The organism is Streptomyces sp. NPDC005925 (assembly GCF_040638805.1).
In the GTDB taxonomy this organism is placed as follows: Bacteria; Actinomycetota; Actinomycetes; order Streptomycetales; family Streptomycetaceae; genus Streptomyces.
The window spans coordinates 45,173-62,076 of record NZ_JBEXVL010000018.1; the positions used below are offsets into that span (position 1 = coordinate 45,173).

General features: G+C 71.6%; 14 protein-coding genes. 10 read left to right on the top strand and 4 right to left on the bottom strand.

What is annotated here, in order from left to right; translation table 11 throughout:
• The first annotated feature begins 102 nt into the window (after positions 1–102).
• From miaA to hflX, 6 genes are all read left to right on the top strand, one after another.
• Positions 103–1,041 (top strand): tRNA (adenosine(37)-N6)-dimethylallyltransferase MiaA, encoded by a 939-nt coding sequence (gene miaA, locus ABZ354_RS20450; protein ID WP_358658633.1) that lies wholly within the window; start codon positions 103–105, stop codon positions 1,039–1,041.
• 107 nt (positions 1,042–1,148) lie between these two features.
• Positions 1,149–1,652, top strand: coding sequence for a hypothetical protein (locus tag ABZ354_RS20455; protein WP_358658712.1), 504 nt, complete (start codon positions 1,149–1,151; stop codon positions 1,650–1,652).
• A gap of 47 nt (positions 1,653–1,699) precedes the next feature.
• On the top strand, positions 1,700–2,602 hold the full coding sequence (gene dapF / locus ABZ354_RS20460) for a diaminopimelate epimerase (protein ID WP_358658635.1): 903 nt from the start codon (positions 1,700–1,702) through the stop codon (positions 2,600–2,602).
• A 248-nt stretch (positions 2,603–2,850) separates the two neighbouring features.
• Complete coding sequence (locus ABZ354_RS20465) at positions 2,851–5,016, top strand: HD domain-containing protein (RefSeq protein ID WP_358658637.1); 2,166 nt, start codon at positions 2,851–2,853, stop codon at positions 5,014–5,016.
• A gap of 101 nt (positions 5,017–5,117) precedes the next feature.
• Positions 5,118–6,596: a M1 family metallopeptidase gene (locus ABZ354_RS20470; RefSeq protein ID WP_358658639.1), complete on the top strand. Its 1,479-nt coding sequence runs from the start codon at positions 5,118–5,120 to the stop codon at positions 6,594–6,596.
• A gap of 230 nt (positions 6,597–6,826) precedes the next feature.
• The gene (hflX, locus tag ABZ354_RS20475) at positions 6,827–8,320 is read left to right on the top strand and encodes a GTPase HflX (protein ID WP_358658641.1); all 1,494 of its coding nucleotides are present in this window, start codon (positions 6,827–6,829) and stop codon (positions 8,318–8,320) included.
• Positions 8,321–8,398: 78 nt separating this feature from the next.
• On the opposite strand, the gene ABZ354_RS20480 is transcribed toward hflX, so the two are convergent.
• Together ABZ354_RS20480 and ABZ354_RS20485 are read right to left on the bottom strand one after the other, a co-directional pair.
• Positions 8,399–9,598, bottom strand: a complete 1,200-nt coding sequence (locus ABZ354_RS20480; protein WP_358658643.1) for a hypothetical protein — start codon at positions 9,596–9,598, stop codon at positions 8,399–8,401.
• 99 nt (positions 9,599–9,697) lie between these two features.
• Positions 9,698–10,924 carry a hypothetical protein gene (locus tag ABZ354_RS20485; protein WP_358658645.1) on the bottom strand — a complete coding sequence of 409 codons (1,227 nt, stop codon included), beginning with the start codon at positions 10,922–10,924 and terminating at the stop codon, positions 9,698–9,700.
• A 250-nt stretch (positions 10,925–11,174) separates the two neighbouring features.
• On the opposite strand from ABZ354_RS20485, the gene ABZ354_RS20490 reads away from it, so the two are divergent.
• The 3 genes from ABZ354_RS20490 to ABZ354_RS20500 all read left to right on the top strand — a co-directional run bounded on the left by ABZ354_RS20490 (position 11,175) and on the right by ABZ354_RS20500 (position 14,512).
• Positions 11,175–11,492 carry a LysR family transcriptional regulator gene (locus ABZ354_RS20490; RefSeq protein WP_358658647.1) on the top strand — a complete coding sequence of 106 codons (318 nt, stop codon included), beginning with the start codon at positions 11,175–11,177 and terminating at the stop codon, positions 11,490–11,492.
• Positions 11,493–11,555: 63 nt separating this feature from the next.
• Positions 11,556–12,362, top strand: coding sequence for an alpha/beta fold hydrolase (locus tag ABZ354_RS20495; protein WP_358658649.1), 807 nt, complete (start codon positions 11,556–11,558; stop codon positions 12,360–12,362).
• Positions 12,363–12,535: 173 nt separating this feature from the next.
• Positions 12,536–14,512, top strand: coding sequence for an AarF/UbiB family protein (locus tag ABZ354_RS20500; RefSeq protein WP_358658651.1), 1,977 nt, complete (start codon positions 12,536–12,538; stop codon positions 14,510–14,512).
• 110 nt (positions 14,513–14,622) lie between these two features.
• Here ABZ354_RS20500 and ABZ354_RS20505 read toward each other — a convergent pair whose 3' ends face one another.
• Together ABZ354_RS20505 and ABZ354_RS20510 are read right to left on the bottom strand one after the other, a co-directional pair.
• The gene (locus tag ABZ354_RS20505) at positions 14,623–14,844 is read right to left on the bottom strand and encodes an MbtH family protein (RefSeq protein WP_358658653.1); all 222 of its coding nucleotides are present in this window, start codon (positions 14,842–14,844) and stop codon (positions 14,623–14,625) included.
• Between the two features lie 134 nt (positions 14,845–14,978).
• The gene (locus tag ABZ354_RS20510; protein ID WP_358658655.1) at positions 14,979–16,196 is read right to left on the bottom strand and encodes a cytochrome P450; all 1,218 of its coding nucleotides are present in this window, start codon (positions 16,194–16,196) and stop codon (positions 14,979–14,981) included.
• A 438-nt stretch (positions 16,197–16,634) separates the two neighbouring features.
• On the opposite strand from ABZ354_RS20510, the gene ABZ354_RS20515 reads away from it, so the two are divergent.
• Positions 16,635–16,889 carry an acyl carrier protein gene (locus ABZ354_RS20515; protein WP_358658657.1) on the top strand — a complete coding sequence of 85 codons (255 nt, stop codon included), beginning with the start codon at positions 16,635–16,637 and terminating at the stop codon, positions 16,887–16,889.
• Positions 16,890–16,904 lie beyond the last annotated feature (15 nt).

A 16,904-nucleotide genomic window follows, 5' to 3' on the forward strand; every position in this document is an offset into this window, starting at 1 on the left:
GGGCGTAACGCCCGCTTCACTGACTACGCTACCGCCGTCCGGAAAGTGCCGCGCCGTGGAACTCGTACGAGGGTGGGCGCGGAGATTTGCGAGACTGGGGCCGTGAGCAGCGCAGCCCCCGCCCCCCGAGTCATCGCCGTCGTCGGACCCACCGCGGCAGGCAAGTCCGATCTGGCCGTCTTTCTGGCGCAGCGACTGGGAGGCGAGGTCATCAACGCCGACTCCATGCAGCTCTACCGGGGCATGGACATCGGCACCGCCAAACTCACCTCCGAGGAGCGCCGCGGCATACCGCACCACCTGCTGGACATCTGGGACGTGACGGTGACGGCGTCCGTCGCCGAGTACCAGCGGCTCGCCCGGGAGCGGATCGACGCCCTGCTCGCCGAGGGCCGCTGGCCCGTCCTGGTCGGCGGCTCAGGACTGTACGTGCGCGGAACCGTCGACAACCTGGAGTTCCCCGGCACGGACCCCGACGTCCGGGCCCGCCTGGAGGCGGAACTCGTCCTGCGCGGCTCCGGAGCGCTGCACGCCCGGCTGGCCGCCGCCGATCCCGAGGCGGCCCGCGCGATCCTGCCCAGCAACGGCCGCCGCGTCGTCCGCGCCCTCGAAGTGATCGAGATCACCGGCCGCCCCTTCACCGCGAACCTTCCCGGCCACGACGCCGTCTACGACACCCTCCAGATCGGCGTCGACGTGGCGCGAGCGGAGCTCGACGAGCGCATCGCCCGCAGGGTCGACCGGATGTGGGAAACGGGCTTGGTGGACGAGGTGCGCGCACTGGAGGCACTGGGGCTGCGCGAGGGGCGTACGGCGTCCCGCGCCCTCGGCTACCAGCAGGTCCTCGCGGCCTTCGCCGGCCGGTGCACGCTGGAGGAGGCGCGAGCCGAGACCGTCCGTGCCACCAAGCGCTTCGCGCGCCGTCAGGACTCGTGGTTCCGGCGCGACCCGCGGGTGCACTGGCTGAGCGGGGCGGCGGCGGATGTCACGGAACTCCCGCGGCTCGCCCTGTCCCTGGTGGAACGGCCGGTCACAGCCTGATCACGTCATGGCATCGGGACGCCCTGCCCGTCATCCGGGCCTCGGGGGGCGTGCCATCATCGAGCTTCGATCGACCGAGTTGAGCCGAGTTGGGAGGGCGCGTGGCGATGGAGGCCGGCCCTCACGACGCCGCACAGGACACCGGGGACCTCACCCCCGACCAGGGCGAACGTGAGACGGACGCGGTGGCTCTGAGCCCCGACGGACCCGATGACGTCCCCGGCGGAGTGACCGACGACGGGCCCTCCCCCGACGAGCTGTACGCGGCCGTCGACGAGGTCGAGGTGGAGCTGCGCCCCCAGCGCCGGCTGCGGATCTGGCAGCTCGCGCCCATCGTGGCGCTGGCCGCGGTCGGCTCGCTGATGTTCGCCTTCCCGCTCGCCTTCGACTTCGGCGACAGCGGCGCCGTGATCGCCATGCTGGGCCTGCTGATCTGTTCCTGCGCCGCCGGCTGGGGCATGACGGCCGCCCGACGCGTCGGCCACACCTGGCCCGGCCTGCCGCAGCGCGGCTCGGGATGCCGCCCCGACTGGCGGGTCGTCCTCGCGTACGTGGTGGTCGTGGCCGCGGTGATCGTCCTCGCCGTGTGGCGCGTGGCCCGGCTGCGCTGACCGCCGCACCGCCGCCGCCCCCCGCCGCCACGCCGTACGATCGAGGAATGAGCACGCGGAACGATCGAGGAACGGGCGCGCGGATCGCCTTCCTCAAGGGGCACGGCACCGAGAACGACTTCGTGATCGTCCCCGACCCCGAGAACACCGTCGACCTGCCGCCCGTCGCCGTCGCCGCCCTGTGCGACCGCCGCGCGGGTATCGGCGGGGACGGCCTGCTGCACGTGGTGCGGTCCGCCGCGCACCCGGAGGCCAAGGGCATGGCCGCCGAGGCCGAGTGGTTCATGGACTACCGCAACGGCGACGGTTCGGTCGCCGAGATGTGCGGCAACGGGGTGCGCGTGTTCGCGCACTATCTGGTCCGTTCCGGCCACGCCGCCGAGGGGGACCTCGCCGTCGCCACGCGCGGCGGCGTGAAGACCGTGCACGTCGCCAAGGACGGCGACATCACCGTCGGCATGGGCCGGGCCGGCCTCCCGGAGGGCGACGTCACGGTGAGCGTCGGCGGGCGCAGCTGGCCCGCGCGGAACGTGAACATGGGCAACCCGCACGCCGTCGCCTTCGTGGACGACCTCGCGCACGCCGGGGACCTGTACGCGCCGCCCCCGGTCGGCCCCGCCTCCGCCTACCCGGACGGCGTCAACGTGGAGTTCGTGGTCGACCGCGGCCCGCGGCACGTCGCGCTGCGCGTGCACGAGCGGGGATCCGGCGAGACCCGGTCGTGCGGCACGGGCGCGTGCGCGGTCGCCGTGGCCGCCGCCCGCCGCGACGGCACCGATCCGGCCCGGACCGGGACCCCCGTGACGTACACCGTCGACGTCCCCGGCGGCACGCTGGTCATCACCGAACACCCGGACGGCCACATCGAGATGACCGGACCCGCGGTGATCGTCGCCGAAGGCGAGATCGACGCCGAATGGCTGACGCGGGCCGTCGAACACCGGGTCTGACCAGGGCGCCCCGGCCGAGGGGGCGACGCCGGGGCACTGCGGCAATCCGGGCGAACCCGTCCGAACCGCGCCTCCCGGGGCTTCCCTCGAAGGAGTGATCCGTTTCACGCTCGGCGAGAGGCGGTCGGGCGCGGGTGGCGGGCTCGGTAGCATCAAGCACCGGCCCGGACGGGGGACCGACGCCGCCCCCTGAGCCGTTGTCCGCCCTGGGGCACCCCGTCCGCCGGTCCACGCAGCCGGAGGTGCCCATGAACGCGGAGGCCGCGAATCCCGCGAGCCCAGGCCCGGTGACGCCGACCGCAGTCGGCGCCGTCGCACCCACCGCGCCACGCAGAAAGGCCCGCTCCCGCCTTGACCTGCGTCGACTCGGCCGAGCCGCCCTGCTCGGCCCCGCGACCCGCGACCGGCTGCCCGACGCCATCGGCCACGTCGTCGAGGCGCACCGCGCCCACCACCCCGACGCCGATCTCGAACCCCTCCGACGGGCCTACGTCCTGGCCGAGTCCTCGCACCGCGGCCAGATGCGCAAGAGCGGCGAGCCATACATCACACACCCCCTCGCCGTCACCCTGATCCTCGCGGAACTCGGCGCCGAGAGCACGACGTTGACGGCGTCCCTGCTCCACGACACCGTCGAGGACACGGACGTGACGCTCGATCAGGTCGGCGAGCAGTTCGGCGAGGAGGTCCGCTATCTCGTCGACGGTGTCACGAAGCTGGAGAAGGTGGACTACGGCGCCGCCGCCGAACCCGAGACCTTCCGCAAAATGCTCGTCGCCACCGGCAACGACGTCCGCGTCATGTCGATCAAACTCGCCGACCGGCTGCACAACATGCGCACCCTCGGCGTGATGCGCCCCGAGAAACAGGCCCGCATCGCCAAGGTCACCCGCGACGTCCTCATCCCGCTGGCCGAACGGCTCGGCGTACAGGCACTGAAGACCGAACTGGAGGACCTGGTCTTCGCGATCCTGCATCCCGAGGACTACCGGCACACCCGGGACCTGATCGTCTCCAACGCCTCCCGCACCGACGACCCCCTCGCCGGGGCCGCCGAGCAGGTGCGTGCCGTGCTGCGCGAGGCCGGCATCCCCGCCGAAGTCCTCATCCGGCCCCGGCACTTCGTGTCCGTGCACCGCGTCGCCCGCAAACGCGGCCCGCTGCGCGGCGCGGACTTCGGCCGTCTGCTGGTACTGGTCAACGAGGACGCCGACTGCTATGGCGTGCTCGGCGAACTGCACACCTGCCTGACGCCCGTCGTCTCGGAGTTCAAGGACTTCATCGCCGTACCGAAGTTCAACCTGTACCAGTCGCTGCACACCGCCGTCGCGGGCGACGACGGACAGGTCGTCGAAGTCCTCATCCGCACCCACCAGATGCACCGGGTCGCCGAGGCCGGTGTCGTCGCGCTCGGCAACCCGTACGCGCAGCCGCCCTCCGAGGAGCACGACGGCGGGGAGGACGCCGACGGGGAACGCGTCGACCCCACCCGGCCCGGCTGGCTCTCCCGCCTCCTCGACTGGCAGCGGAGCGCGCCCGACCCCGACACCTTCTGGTCCACCCTGCGCGAGGACCTCGCCCAGGACCGCGAGATCACCGTCTTCCGTCCCGACGGCGGCACCCTCGGCCTGCCCGAGGGCGCGACCTGCGTGGACGCGGCCTACGCGCAGTACGGCGAGGACGCGCACGCGTGCATCGGCGCCCGCGTCAACGGCCGCCTCGCGACCCTGAGCACCGTACTGACCGACGGGGACAGCGTGCAGCTCCTCATGGGGCAGGACCCGGCGTCCGAGCCGTCCAGGGAGTGGCTGGAGCACGCCCACACGCCCACCGCGCGCATCGCCATCCAGCGCCGGCTCGCGGCCCGTCCGACAGCCTGCGACACCGAGCCCGAGCCGGAGAGACGGGCCGCCGCGCCCCGGCCCGCGCCCGACGACGCCGAAGTCCTGGCCGCGCGGCCCGCCGCGAGCGCCGTCGTCGACCTGCCGGGCGCGAGCGTCCGGCTCGCCGGGTGCTGTACGCCCGTACCGCCCGACGAGGTCACCGGCTTCGCCGTCCACGGGGGAGCGGTGACCGTGCACCGCACCGGGTGCGCCGCCGTGACCGACATGAAGGACGCGGGACGCGCGGAGGTCGGCGTGAGCTGGGGCGACACCGCGGACTGCCGGGTCACGCTGCTCGCCGAGTCGTTCGTCCGGCCCCACCTGCTCGCCGACCTCACCGAGGCGATGGCGGGCGAAGGCGCCGAGATCGTGTCCGCGACCGTCGAACCGCCCAGCCAGCAGCGCGTGCGGCACACCTACACCGTGCAGCTCCCGGACGCGGCGCGGCTGCCCACCCTGATGCGCGCCATGCGCGACGTCCCCGGCGTCTACGACGTGACCCGGTCCCGACCGCCGACGACGGACGGCTGACGGGTCCGCACAGACGCACAGGGCGGCCATCCGGGTACCCGGCCGAAGGGGCGGTCGCGCGCCGCCCACGTCACGCGCGCGTGCGCTGGTAGCGGTGGGGCATGCTGCTCACCTCCCGGCACCCGTCCGCGCGCTCCCACCGACGGCGGACCTCCGCGGCGCTGCTCGCCTCCGCCGTCACCGTCTGCCTCGTCGCCGCGCACGCCCCGGCCGAACCGCTCGGCATCGGCGACCGCCTCTTCCCGCACCTCGGCAACCCCGGCTACGACGTGGCGTCGTACCACCTGGATCTGACGTATTCCGGCGCCAACGACGAGCCGCTGCAAGCCGTCACCACCATCGACGCCCGGACGACGGACGCGCTGGAGCGCCTGAACCTCGACTTCGAGCACGGCGAGGTGCGGTCCGTCGAGGTCGACGGCGAGCCGGCCGGCTTCACCAGCGCGGGCGAGGACCTCGTCGTCACGCCGCACGACCCGCTGGCCCGGGGCAGCCGGACGCGGATCACGGTGCGGCACACCAGCGACCCCGTGTACGACGCCGGGCGCGAGGGCGGCTGGGTGCGCACCACGGACGGCCTCGCCATGGCCAACCAGGCGGACGTCGCCCACCTGGTCTTCCCGTGCAACGACCACCCCTCCGACAAGGCGATGTTCACCTTCCGGATCACCGCTCCCGAGGGGTACACGGCGGTCGCCAACGGACTGCCGGCCGGCGTCGGCCGCGCGCGGGGGGCGACCACCTGGACGTACCGCACCCGGCACCCCATGGCCACCGAGCTGGCGCAGGTGTCCATCGGCCGCTCCACCGTGCTGCACCGCACCGGCCCGCACGGGCTGCCCCTGCGGGACGTCGTGCCCACCCGGCACCGGAAGGCGCTGGAGCCGTGGCTGGAGAAGACCTCCGGCCAGATCTCCTGGATGGAGGACAAGGTCGGGCGCTACCCCTTCGAGACGTACGGCCTGCTCATGGCGGACGCCTCCACCGGCTTCGAACTCGAGACGCAGACCCTGACGCTGTTCGAGCGCGAGCTGTTCACCGAGCCCGCCTACCCGAAGTGGTACATCGAGTCGATCATGGTGCACGAGCTGTCCCACCAGTGGTTCGGCGACAGCGTCACCCCGCGCACCTGGTCCGACCTGTGGCTCAACGAGGGCCACGCCACCTGGTACGAGGCCCTGTACGCGCAGGAGACGGCGGACCGGCCCCTCGTCGAACGGATGGAGGCCGCGTACGGTGCCTCCGACCGCTGGCGCGCCTCCGGCGGGCCGCCCGCCGCGCCCAAGGAGCCCGACCCCGGGCGGAAGATCAGCATCTTCCGCCCCAACGTGTACGACGGTGCCGCGCTCGTGCTGTACGCGCTGCGGCAGGAGATCGGCACCCGCGCCTTCCAGCGCCTGGAGCGTGCCTGGGTCGCCCGGCACCGGGACCGCACCGCGTCCACGTCCGACTTCGTCCGGCTGGCCTCCCACGTCGCCGGACGCGACCTGAACGGCTTCTTCCAGGGCTGGCTGTACGGCGAGAAGACCCCGCCCATGCCCGGCCACCCCGACTGGAAGAGCACCGCCCCCACCCGCTGACGGCGCGCCCGCACGCGGAGTGACGCGGACCGGGGGAGGTCGCGCACGGTGGGGTGACGCGGCGCTCACGGCCCGAAACGCCGGGGTGATAACACGGTGACGAGACGGGCCGTGCCGTGCGACCATCGTCAGGTCGCCGGCGCGGACGTACCGCGCCCCGCGGACGGCGGGAATTCCCCCCGGTGCCCGTGCGTTGTGACCAGTGAGATTCCCATCGACGTAAGGACCCAATGACCTCCTCTTCTTCCCCTTCCCAGGACAGCAAGCGCTTCGCGCACGACAATCCCGAAAATCTTCGGGCCGATGCCCTGATGGAAGAGGACGTCGCCTGGAGCCACGAGATCGACGGAGAGCGGGACGGCGAGCAGCTCGACCGCTCCGAGCGCGCGGCTCTGCGCCGCGTGGTGGGGCTCTCCACCGAGCTCGAGGACGTCACCGAGGTCGAGTACCGCCAGCTCCGCCTGGAGCGCGTCGTGCTCGTCGGCGTCTGGACCACGGGGACCGCGCGCGACGCGGACAACTCCCTCGCGGAGCTCGCCGCCCTCGCCGAGACCGCCGGAGCCCTCGTGCTCGACGGTGTGATCCAGCGGCGCAGCGAGCCCGACGCCGCGACCTACATCGGTTCCGGCAAGGCCGTCGAGCTGCGCGACATCGTGCTCGAGACCGGCGCGGACACCGTCATCTGCGACGGGGAGCTGAGCCCCGGCCAGCTGATTCACCTCGAGGACGTCGTCAAGGTCAAGGTCATCGACCGTACGGCCCTGATCCTGGACATCTTCGCCCAGCACGCCAAGTCCCGTGAGGGCAAGGCGCAGGTCGCGCTCGCGCAGATGCAGTACATGCTGCCGAGGCTGCGCGGCTGGGGTCAGTCGCTGTCCCGTCAGATGGGCGGCGGCAAGGGCGGCGGCCTCGCCACCCGTGGCCCCGGTGAGACCAAGATCGAGACGGACCGGCGCCGGATCCGCGAGAAGATGGCGAAGATGCGCCGCGAGATCGCGGACATGAAGACCGGCCGCGACATCAAGCGCCAGGAGCGCCGTCGCAACAAGGTCCCCTCGGTCGCCATCGCCGGATACACCAACGCCGGCAAGTCCTCGCTGCTCAACCGCCTCACGGGCGCGGGCGTACTGGTGGAGAACGCGCTGTTCGCCACCCTCGACCCGACCGTGCGCCGGGCCGAGACGCCCAGCGGCCGGCTGTACACGCTGGCTGACACGGTCGGCTTCGTGCGCCATCTGCCGCACCACCTGGTCGAGGCGTTCCGCTCCACGATGGAGGAGGTCGGCGACTCCGACCTGATCCTGCACGTGGTGGACGGTTCGCATCCCGACCCGGAGGAGCAGCTGGCCGCCGTGCGCGAGGTGATCAGGGACGTCGGCGCCACCGGCGTACCCGAGATCGTGGTGATCAACAAGGCGGACGCGGCGGACCCGCTCACGCTCCAGCGGCTGATGCGGATCGAGAAGCGCTCGATCGCGGTGTCGGCCCGCACCGGCCGGGGCATCGGGGAACTCCTCGCCCTGATCGACAGCGAGCTGCCCCGCCCGTCGGTCGAGATCGAGGCCCTCGTGCCGTACACGCACGGCAAGCTGGTGGCGCGCGCCCATGACGAGGGCGAGGTGATCTCCGAGGAGCACACCGCGGAGGGCACCCTGCTCAAGGCGCGGGTGCACGAGGAACTGGCGGCGGACCTCACGCCGTACGTTCCCGCTCCGCTCGCCTGATCCGACACGGCCCACAGGGCCGACGCGAAGAGCCCGCCCCCTGCCGAGCGCAGGAGGCGGGCCCTTCGGTGTGTGCGGTCACTGACCGCCGTAGGTCTTGCTCATGTTCTGGTACAGCGTCTCGGCGTCGCGGCCCAGTTGCGGGCCGGCCAGCCAGGTGTTGTCGGCCGGGCCGATCGACGTGTTCGAGACCAGCTTGGTCGTGCCGCCCACCACCCGGAACCAGCCGCCGCCGGACGAGCCGCCGGTCATGGTGCAGCCGATGCGGTACATCGTCGGCAGGCTGGGGCTCAGCGAGAAACGGCCGGGCCTGTCGAGGCACTTGAACATCCGCAGGCCGTTGTACGGCGGCGCCGCCGGGTAGCCCCAGGCGCCCATCTGCCCGGCCTCGGCGGCCGACGGGGCGGTGAAGTCGACGTCCAGCGCGGCCCCCACGGTCTCCTGGAGGGACTTGGCGCCCTGCTCCGGCTTCACGTGCAGCACGGCGTAGTCGTGCGCGGCGCCCGCGCCGCCCGTGTGCGAACCGCCCTCGATCCAGCCGTTGGAGGTGGAGGCCCAGTCCGCCCACCAGTTGCCGTACGGGGCGATCTCGGACGGGTTGGCGTTGGTCAGGTCCGCCTCGGACTTGCCGAGGTCGTTGTACGCCGGGACGAAGACGATGTTGCGGTACCAGCCGCCGTCGCCGCCGGCGTGCACACAGTGTCCGGCGGTCCACACCAGGTTGGACTTGCCCGGGTGGTTGACGTCCTTGACGACGGTGCCCGAGCAGACCATCGAGCCCTCGGGGCCGTCGAAGAAGACCTTGCCGACGGGGGCGGCGTTGTCGTGGTAGGGCGTCTTCTCGGCGGTGGCCCGGACGGGTGCCGGGTCCGGGTCGGTGACGCCCTGATCGGCGGAGGCGTCCTTCGTGGAGACCGTCTTGTCGGCCTCCTTCGCGGCCTTCATCCGGTCGGGCTTCCACAGCCCCTCGATCACCGGGTTGACGAAGTCCTTGGCCTCACTGAGCCACTTGTCCTTGTCCCAGTTCTTCCAGCCGCCGTCCTTCCACTGGCCGGCGTCGATGCCGTGCTCCTCGAGCCGCTCGGCGAGGCCGGCCGGCAGCCCGGCACCGCCGGACCCGGAGCCCTGCGAGGCGGCGGCGCCGGGCTTGCCGCTCGCCGAGTCCTCCGAGCCCTCGCAGGCGGTCGCGGTGAGCGCCAGGGCCGCGACCAGCCCGGCGGCGGTGAGGACGGAGCGCCGCCCGCGCCGGTCGGCTGCGGACGTACGTGTGGAACGCATCGTGGAATGACCCCCGTTGGAGTGTGCGTGTGCGTGTGCGTGTGCGTGTGCGTGTGTGCGGTGTCGGGTGGTGTGTGGTGGTGGGAACCGGGCGGGTGCCTACTTGTCGGCGAACTTGTCGCTGACCGAGCCGAACACGCCCTTCGCCTCGTCGCCGAGCCGCGGTCCGGCCAGCCAGCCGGCGGTCACCGGGCCGATCGAGGTGTTCGACACCAGCGCCGGCTTGCCGTCCGCGCCGGTGGCGACCCAGCCGCCGCCCGACGAACCGCCGGTCATGGTGCAACCGACGCGGTACATCGTCGGGTCGGAGGCCGCCAGGGACAGCCGGCCCGGCTTGTCCTGGCACTGGTACATCCGCTGGCCGTCGTACGGCGGCGCGGCCGGGTAGCCGGTCGCGGTGATGCCCGTGATCTTCTGGACGGCCGGGGCCGTGAAGTCCACCGGCAGGGCCGAACCGACCGTCTCCTCCAGCGACTTGCCGCCGCTGCCCTTCTCCGGGGTCACGTGGATCACCGCGAAGTCGTACGAGGCGCCCTGGCCGCCGGTCGCGCCGCCCTGCTCGATCCACTGGTCCGAGGTCTGCGCCCAGTCGCCCCACCAGACGCCGTACGGGGCGAGTTCGTCCTTCTTGGCGTCCTGCAGGTCGGCGGCCGACCTGCCCGCGTCGTTGTAGGACGGCACGAAGGCGATGTTGCGGTACCAGCCGCCCTTCTTGCCGGCGTGCACACAGTGGCCGGCCGTCCACACCATGTTGGACTTGCCGGGGTGGGCCGGGTCGGCGACGACGGTCGCGGAGCAGACCATCGTGCCCTCGGGGGCGTCGAAGAAGACCTTGCCCGAGGTGGGCGCCGCGTCGTGGTACGACGGCTGCACCGCCCGCGCCCGCACCGGCGCCGGCTCGGGGTCGGTCACACCCTGGTCGCCGGAGATGTCACCGTCGTCGACGGCCTGGTCCGGCTCCTCCGCGTCCCGCATGCGGTCCGGGTCCCACAGGTCCTCGATGAGGGGATTGACGTAGTCCTGCGCCTCGCGCAGCCAGTCGTCCTTGTCCCAGTTCTTCCAGGCGCCGTTCTTCCACTTGTCGAGATCGATCCCGTGTTCCTTCAGGCGCTCCTGGAGGTCCTGCGGAATCTTGAACCCGCCGTCGTCGCCGGTGGCGGCGGACGCCGCCGCCCCGGCGGCCGCGTCGGCCTCGTCGCCCGACTCGCAGGCCGTGGCGGTCAGCGCGAGCGCCGAGACGAGGGCGAGAGCGCCCAGAACGGGAGAGGTCCGGCGGCGACCGCCGCTTCGCCCGCGTGGCGGCAAGGACGGCCGTGTGGAACGCATGGTGATGACTCCCCCTGATGTGGAACGGAACGGCCCACACACTATGCGGTGGCTGTGGGGGACTTCCGATGGAACGGCAACGGTTCGGCTACAGGGGCGGCTCGCCGGCAGACCCCTTTCGAGGGGCGGCCGGCGCCCGTGCAGGTTCCTGAAGGCCCTTGTGGAGGGGGAGTTACGGATAGGTAGCGTGCTCGGCGCGGCGGCTTTGCAGTCGGCTACAGCTGTGGCACGGCGACACATGGAGGGCAGCATGCACGAGCGGGAATTCCGAACATTCGTGGTAATCGCGGAAACCGGTCGTATGGATGTCGCGGCGCGGAAACTGGGATATTCCCAGCCGGCTGTTTCCTATCAGGTCAAGCGCCTGGAAGAGTCCCTCGGCCTCAGGCTGTTCATCAGGCACCCCAGCGGTGCGCGGCTGACTGGCGCCGGGCGGAACATCCTGCCGTCCGTGCGCGCGGTGCTGCTGCTGATCGACAGCATTCGTGAGGCGCACGGCACCCGGGCAGGGGTGCGGGAGGGCACGGCAGGCGACGTGCTGCCCGTGGTCGTGCAGCGCAGCGCCTGACACCGCCGTACCGGGGAACGAAACCTGCCGGGGAGAGGGGACGAGGGCGTGCCGGGTGAGGCCATGGTGAGGATGGACAGCGGGCGGACGACCGCCACCGCCGCCGTGTACCGGCCGCGCCCCCGGCCGGATGCCGAGCGGGTACTGGTGTGCCTGAGCTACTGCGGCGGCGGCACCGCGCCGTTCCGGAAGTGGGCGGACGCGCTGCCCGACGACACGGAACTGGCACTGATCTGTTATCCGGGCCGCGAGTCCCGGTTCAACACCCCGTTCGCCCCGGACTGGACCGCCCTGCGCGACGACGTGGTGCGGGCCGTCGTGCACGGCCTGGCCGACCGTCCGTACATCCTCTTCGGGCACAGCATGGGCTCGTGGGTGGCCTTCGAGACCGCGGCGGAGCTGGAACGGACGGGTCTGGCCGTGCCGTCGGCGCTCGTCGTCTCCGGCGGCGTGGCACCGGACAGGCGGCGGGAGGGGCACAGCACGCTGCCGCGTTCGGACGACAGCGAGGAAGCCCTCGTAGCGTGGATGCGAGAGCTCGGGCAGTTGTCCCCGGAGTTGGCCGCCGTGCCGGACCTCGTCAGGATCGCGGTGGATGTGCTCCGGGCCGACATCACCGTGTCGGAGTCCTACCGCTTCCGAGCCGGTTCGCGCGTCTCGATGCCGCTGCGGGTGCTGTACGGCACCGAGGACGCGACGCCGTTCGCGGAGGTGGAGCGGCACTGGCGGCCCCTGGCGAACGGTCCGTTCCAGGCTGTCGCGTTGCCCGGCGGGCACTTCTACACTCCCGAGGTGTGGTCCGGACTGCCGCAGTGGTGCATCCCGCCGGTCCCCGGTTCCCCCCGCGGGACGACAGGCGTTTCGCGGTAGGAAACCTGTCCCGTCCGCGTGCCGCCCGGCAGGCACCGGAACCGGACCGCCCCGAAGTGCTGTCACGTCGCCGAGGAGCGAACCATGCGCGTCTGCATCGACCATGACGAACCGACAGCCTCCGGACGACGTGAGCCGACAGCCCGCGCGCACTCGGACGGCGGGGTACGCGGATGAGTTTTCTGATCTTCCTGCTCAGCCTCCCGCTCTGGCTCCTGATCATCTGGCCGCTGGTGGGCGGCGCCCGCCGGGTGCTCGGGGTCCGGGTGCGCACGCCCAGGGCGCTGCTCGGCGCCGCGGTCGGCTGGATGGTCGCCGTGAGGGTCGCCTTCACCGCCCTCCCGGAGATGCGTACCGGCGGGCAGGCCCTGGCGCTCGGCATACCCATCGCGGGCGTCGCCCTGATCGCCACGCTGGTGACGGTTTTCGTCGCCGAGCTGGTGCGGCCCTCCGGAAAGGGGTGGGGCGTACTGGGGTGGGGCGGAGCGCTGAGCCGCCGGCTGGAACGAGGCCGCCGCTACGGGCAGATCACGCACATCGCCGTCCGCCACGGCCTGGGCCCGTACCTCAACGGCGGGCGTGTCCAGCATCCCGGAGGCGTCGAGCGCGATGTACGGCTCGCCCGCTCGCTGCGGCACGCGCTCGAGGAAGGCGGTGTGGTGTTCGTGAAACTCGGACAACTGCTGTCCACCCGCCCGGACCTGCTGTCGCCCGCTTTCATCACGGAACTCAGCCTTCTGCAGAGCCAGGTCGCGCCCGCGGAGAGCCACGAGGTGGAGGCGTTGCTGCGGGCCGAACTCGCCGCGGCCGCCTGGGACGTCGTCGCGGTGGACCCGGTCCCGCTGGGCGCGGCCTCCATCGCCCAGGTACACGGCGCCACGCTGCGCACCGACAGCGGTGAGACGGTCGAGGTCGTCGTCAAGGTGCAGCGGCCCGGCATTCTGCCCCTGCTCGAACGCGACCTGGACATCATCGCCCGGGTGGCCGCCGCGCTGGAACGCCGTGCCGACTGGGCCCGCCGCCTGGGCGTGCTGGAACTGGTCCGCAGCTACGCGGTCGCCCTCCGCGACGAACTGGACTTCCGTATCGAGGCACGGAACATCGCCACGGTCGCCGCCGCCGGGGACGCGACCTCGGACACCGTGCTGCTGCCGTCCGTCCACGAGGAGTTGTGCACCCGACGCGTGCTGGTGATGGAGCGTATGCCCGGTACGCCCCTGGGCTCGGCCTCCCGGCTTCTCGACGACTGCACGGCGGACGACCGGACCACCATGGCCCGCGGCCTGCTCGCCAGTGTGCTGGGCCAGATCACGGAGGGTGGCGTCTTTCACGCCGATCCGCACCCGGGCAACGTGCTGCTGCTCCGCGACTGCCGGCTGGGCCTGCTGGACTTCGGCTCGGTGGGCAGGCTGGACGCCTCGCTGCGTGCCGGACTGCAGCACCTGCTGCTGGCCATCGACCGCGGTGACGCCGCCGGGGCGTGCGACGGCCTGCTGGAGATGGTCGTGCGGACGGACGAGATCGACGAGGTCCGTCTGGAGCGCTCGGTGGGTCAGCTCATCGCCAAGCACTGCACCACGGCGGGGTCCAGCGCCGGCGCGGAGATGTTCTCGGACCTCTTCGCGATGATCAGCGCACACGGGCTCGCGGTACTGCCCGAGATCGCGGCGGTGTTCAGGGCCCTGGCGACACTGGAGGGCACGCTGGGGCTCATCGCGCCGGGCTTCAGTCTCGTCGACGGGGCCCGGTCCATCATGGCGGCGAAGGCCACCGGGCAGTTCGGCCTCCCGCAGGGCGGAGTGGACCTGACCGGGGAACTGATGGCGCTGGTGCCGATGATCCGCCGTCTGCCCCGGCGCGTCGACCGGATCGTGACCGCCGTCGAGCGGGGCCGGCTGTCGGTCAACGTGCGGCTGATGGCGGATGAACGGGACCGGCGGATGATCTACGACATCGTGCACCTGATCGCGCTCGTGTGCGTCGGGGCCACGAGTGGCGTCATGTCGGTGATGCTGCTCGGCACCACCAACGGGCCGCGGGTCAGTTCCGACATCACGCTCTACCAGGTGTTCGGCTACAACCTGCTGGTCATCAGCGCCCTGGTGGGACTGCGCCTGCTGTACGCGGTCTTCCGCGCGCAGTCGCGCTGACTACGCCTCGCCGTACGGGCCCCGGGCGCGCGGGCCCGCACACACGGCGGCGCCGGTCCGTGCGACCGGAGGTGAACCTCCCCCGCACGGACCGGCGCCACCGCCAACGGCTAACTGCCGGCCGCCTCCATCTCCCGCACCAGGCTCAGGGGCCGCATGTCGGTCCAGTGCTCGTTCACGTATTCCAGGCACGCCTCCCGGCTCGCCTGGCCGTGTGCGATGGTCCAGCCCGCCGGTACCTCGGCGAAGACCGGCCACAGCGAGTGCTGACCCTCCTCGTTGACCAGCACGTAGTAGCTGGCGTCCTTGTCCTCGAAGGGGTTGGTGCTCATGTGCTTCTCCATCCTTGGATTCCGCCTGGACGGGGTGGCGTCCAGGGAAGGGGCCGGTGAGTCTCCGCCGTCGGCGGTTCCTCTACGTCATTTCCGCGGGGGTCGTGGTGCGAGGGGCGCGGGCCCGCCGTGCTTCAGAGCCTGACGGGCAGCGCCATCGGCGCCCTCGCGAGCAAGGTGGGCTGGTAGCGCAGCTCGGACGGGCGCACCGCGAGGCGGATGTCGGGGAAGCGTTCGAAGACGCGCCGTATCCCGATCTCCGCCTGCGCCCGCGCCAGATGGCTGCCGATGCAGTTGTGGATGCCGTGGCCGAAGGTGAGGTGGGCCGGCTTGGGCCGGTCGATGTCCAGCTCCTCCGGCCGGTCCGCGAAGGCCTCCGGGTCGTGGTTCGCACTGGCGGGGGAGATCATGACGATCTCGCCCGCCGGGATGGTGGTGCCGCCGATCTCCACGTCCTCCAGGGTCAGCCGCTGGAGGCTGTACAGCATGGGGCTGGAGAAGCGGATCAGCTCGTCGACCACCCGGGGGAGCAGGTCGAGGTCCGCCCGTACCCGGGCGGCCTGCTCGGGGTGGGTCAGCAGTGCGGCGAAGCACCCCGTCATCAGCGCCGTCGTGGTTTCGTTGCCACCGGTCATCAGGGCGAAGGCGGTGGAGAGGATCTCCTTGGGGGACAGCAGTTTGTCGCCCTCGGCGTGCACCATCGCCGAGATCAGGTCGTCGGACGGGTGCCGCGTCTTCTCGGCGATCAGGCCGGCCATGTAGTCGGAGAGTTCCCTGGTGTGCTGCGCCAGGATGCCGGTCGGGTCGGTCGCGTCCACGGTGTGCATCGTCCTGGACCAGATCTGGAACTGCCGCCAGTCCGACGGCGGCACGCCCAGCAGCTGGGCGATCGCGATGATCGGCAGCGGTTCGGTGAGGCCGACGAGCAGGTCCGGCTGCTTCTGCACGGCCAGGTCGTCGAGGAGTTCGTCGACCGCCTTCTCCAGGCCGGGGCGCATGTCGGCGACCCGCCTGGGGGTGAAGGCGAACACCAGCGCCTTGCGCAGCCGGGTGTGCCGGGGCCGGTCCGAGTTGGCCAGGTGGTTGGTGATCTCGTCGGTGGCCTTCAGCTCCTTGCCGATCTGACGGCCGAGCGCCTCGTACAGCTTCTCGATGTCCCGGCTGAGCCGGGGATCGGCGAGGGCGCTGCGGACGTCCTCGTACCGGGTGACCAGCCAGGCCCTCGCTCCGTCCGGCGTCTCCACCAGGGTCACGGGCTCCTCGGCGCGCAGCACGGAGAAGGCCTCGTACGGATTCTGGGTGTACTCGTCGCTGAACATCCAGTACTTCGGAAGCGCTCCGCTGGCTGCCATCCAAGCTCTCCTTTGCCATCGTCCGGAGGGTGTCCGCACCGCCGGCGGGGCACGTCAACGCGGACAGCCTGGCACCGTGGGCGGCGGACGTCAGCGCCGATGTGGAAACTTCGATGCACGTCCGGAATCGAGTGGCAGGTTGCTGCAAAATTCGCGTTCCGGGGTTGTCATCATGCGGCCACAGTGATTCCTCTTGCCCGAGACGGCATGGCTCGATGACGCCGGCACGACTTCTGGCGCTGGTTCGAATTCTTGGTACCGGCCTGGTGGACGCCCGTTCGAGCTGGCTACCCTCGCCGAGGCGCGGGAGCGTCGAATTCAAAAAGGAAATCACCGGGGCGTCGGTAATGCTCGCGACCCCTTTGGTGATGGTCCTTGTCCATTGGTGCGCCGCTCGTTCGGATCGGCGTCGCCCTCACGGAGGAAATAGGGAGCGTCATGACGACTTCTGCCGAGAACCGGACCACGATGATCAAGGAAATCGTCTGCGACATCCTCGAGCTCGAGGAGGACGAGGTCACCGAGACCAGCCTGTTCAAGGAGGACCACGGCGCGGACTCGCTGCGCGCGATCGAGATCCTCGCCTCGCTGGAGAAGCAGTTCGGTGTCGTCATCGACCAGGCCGAGCTGGGCCGCATGGTCAACCTCAAGGGCGTCGAAGAGGTCGTGGCGGAGGCCGCGGAGAAGAAGTAGCCGCAGCGAGCGGTA

Bases quoted from the DNA above. Each gene is read 5' to 3' on its own strand.
- ABZ354_RS20455 (WP_358658712.1), top strand. From the start codon at position 1,149: ATGGAGGCCGGCCCTCACGACGCCGCACAGGACACCGGGGACCTCACC.
- dapF (WP_358658635.1), top strand. From the start codon at position 1,700: ATGAGCACGCGGAACGATCGAGGAACGGGCGCGCGGATCGCCTTCCTC.
- ABZ354_RS20465 (WP_358658637.1), top strand. From the start codon at position 2,851: ATGAACGCGGAGGCCGCGAATCCCGCGAGCCCAGGCCCGGTGACGCCG.
- ABZ354_RS20470 (WP_358658639.1), top strand. From the start codon at position 5,118: ATGCTGCTCACCTCCCGGCACCCGTCCGCGCGCTCCCACCGACGGCGG.
- hflX (WP_358658641.1), top strand. From the start codon at position 6,827: ATGACCTCCTCTTCTTCCCCTTCCCAGGACAGCAAGCGCTTCGCGCAC.
- ABZ354_RS20480 (WP_358658643.1), bottom strand. From the start codon at position 9,598: ATGCGTTCCACACGTACGTCCGCAGCCGACCGGCGCGGGCGGCGCTCC.
- ABZ354_RS20485 (WP_358658645.1), bottom strand. From the start codon at position 10,924: ATGCGTTCCACACGGCCGTCCTTGCCGCCACGCGGGCGAAGCGGCGGT.
- ABZ354_RS20490 (WP_358658647.1), top strand. From the start codon at position 11,175: ATGCACGAGCGGGAATTCCGAACATTCGTGGTAATCGCGGAAACCGGT.
- ABZ354_RS20495 (WP_358658649.1), top strand. From the start codon at position 11,556: ATGGTGAGGATGGACAGCGGGCGGACGACCGCCACCGCCGCCGTGTAC.
- ABZ354_RS20500 (WP_358658651.1), top strand. From the start codon at position 12,536: ATGAGTTTTCTGATCTTCCTGCTCAGCCTCCCGCTCTGGCTCCTGATC.
- ABZ354_RS20505 (WP_358658653.1), bottom strand. From the start codon at position 14,844: ATGAGCACCAACCCCTTCGAGGACAAGGACGCCAGCTACTACGTGCTG.
- ABZ354_RS20510 (WP_358658655.1), bottom strand. From the start codon at position 16,196: ATGGCAGCCAGCGGAGCGCTTCCGAAGTACTGGATGTTCAGCGACGAG.
- ABZ354_RS20515 (WP_358658657.1), top strand. From the start codon at position 16,635: ATGACGACTTCTGCCGAGAACCGGACCACGATGATCAAGGAAATCGTC.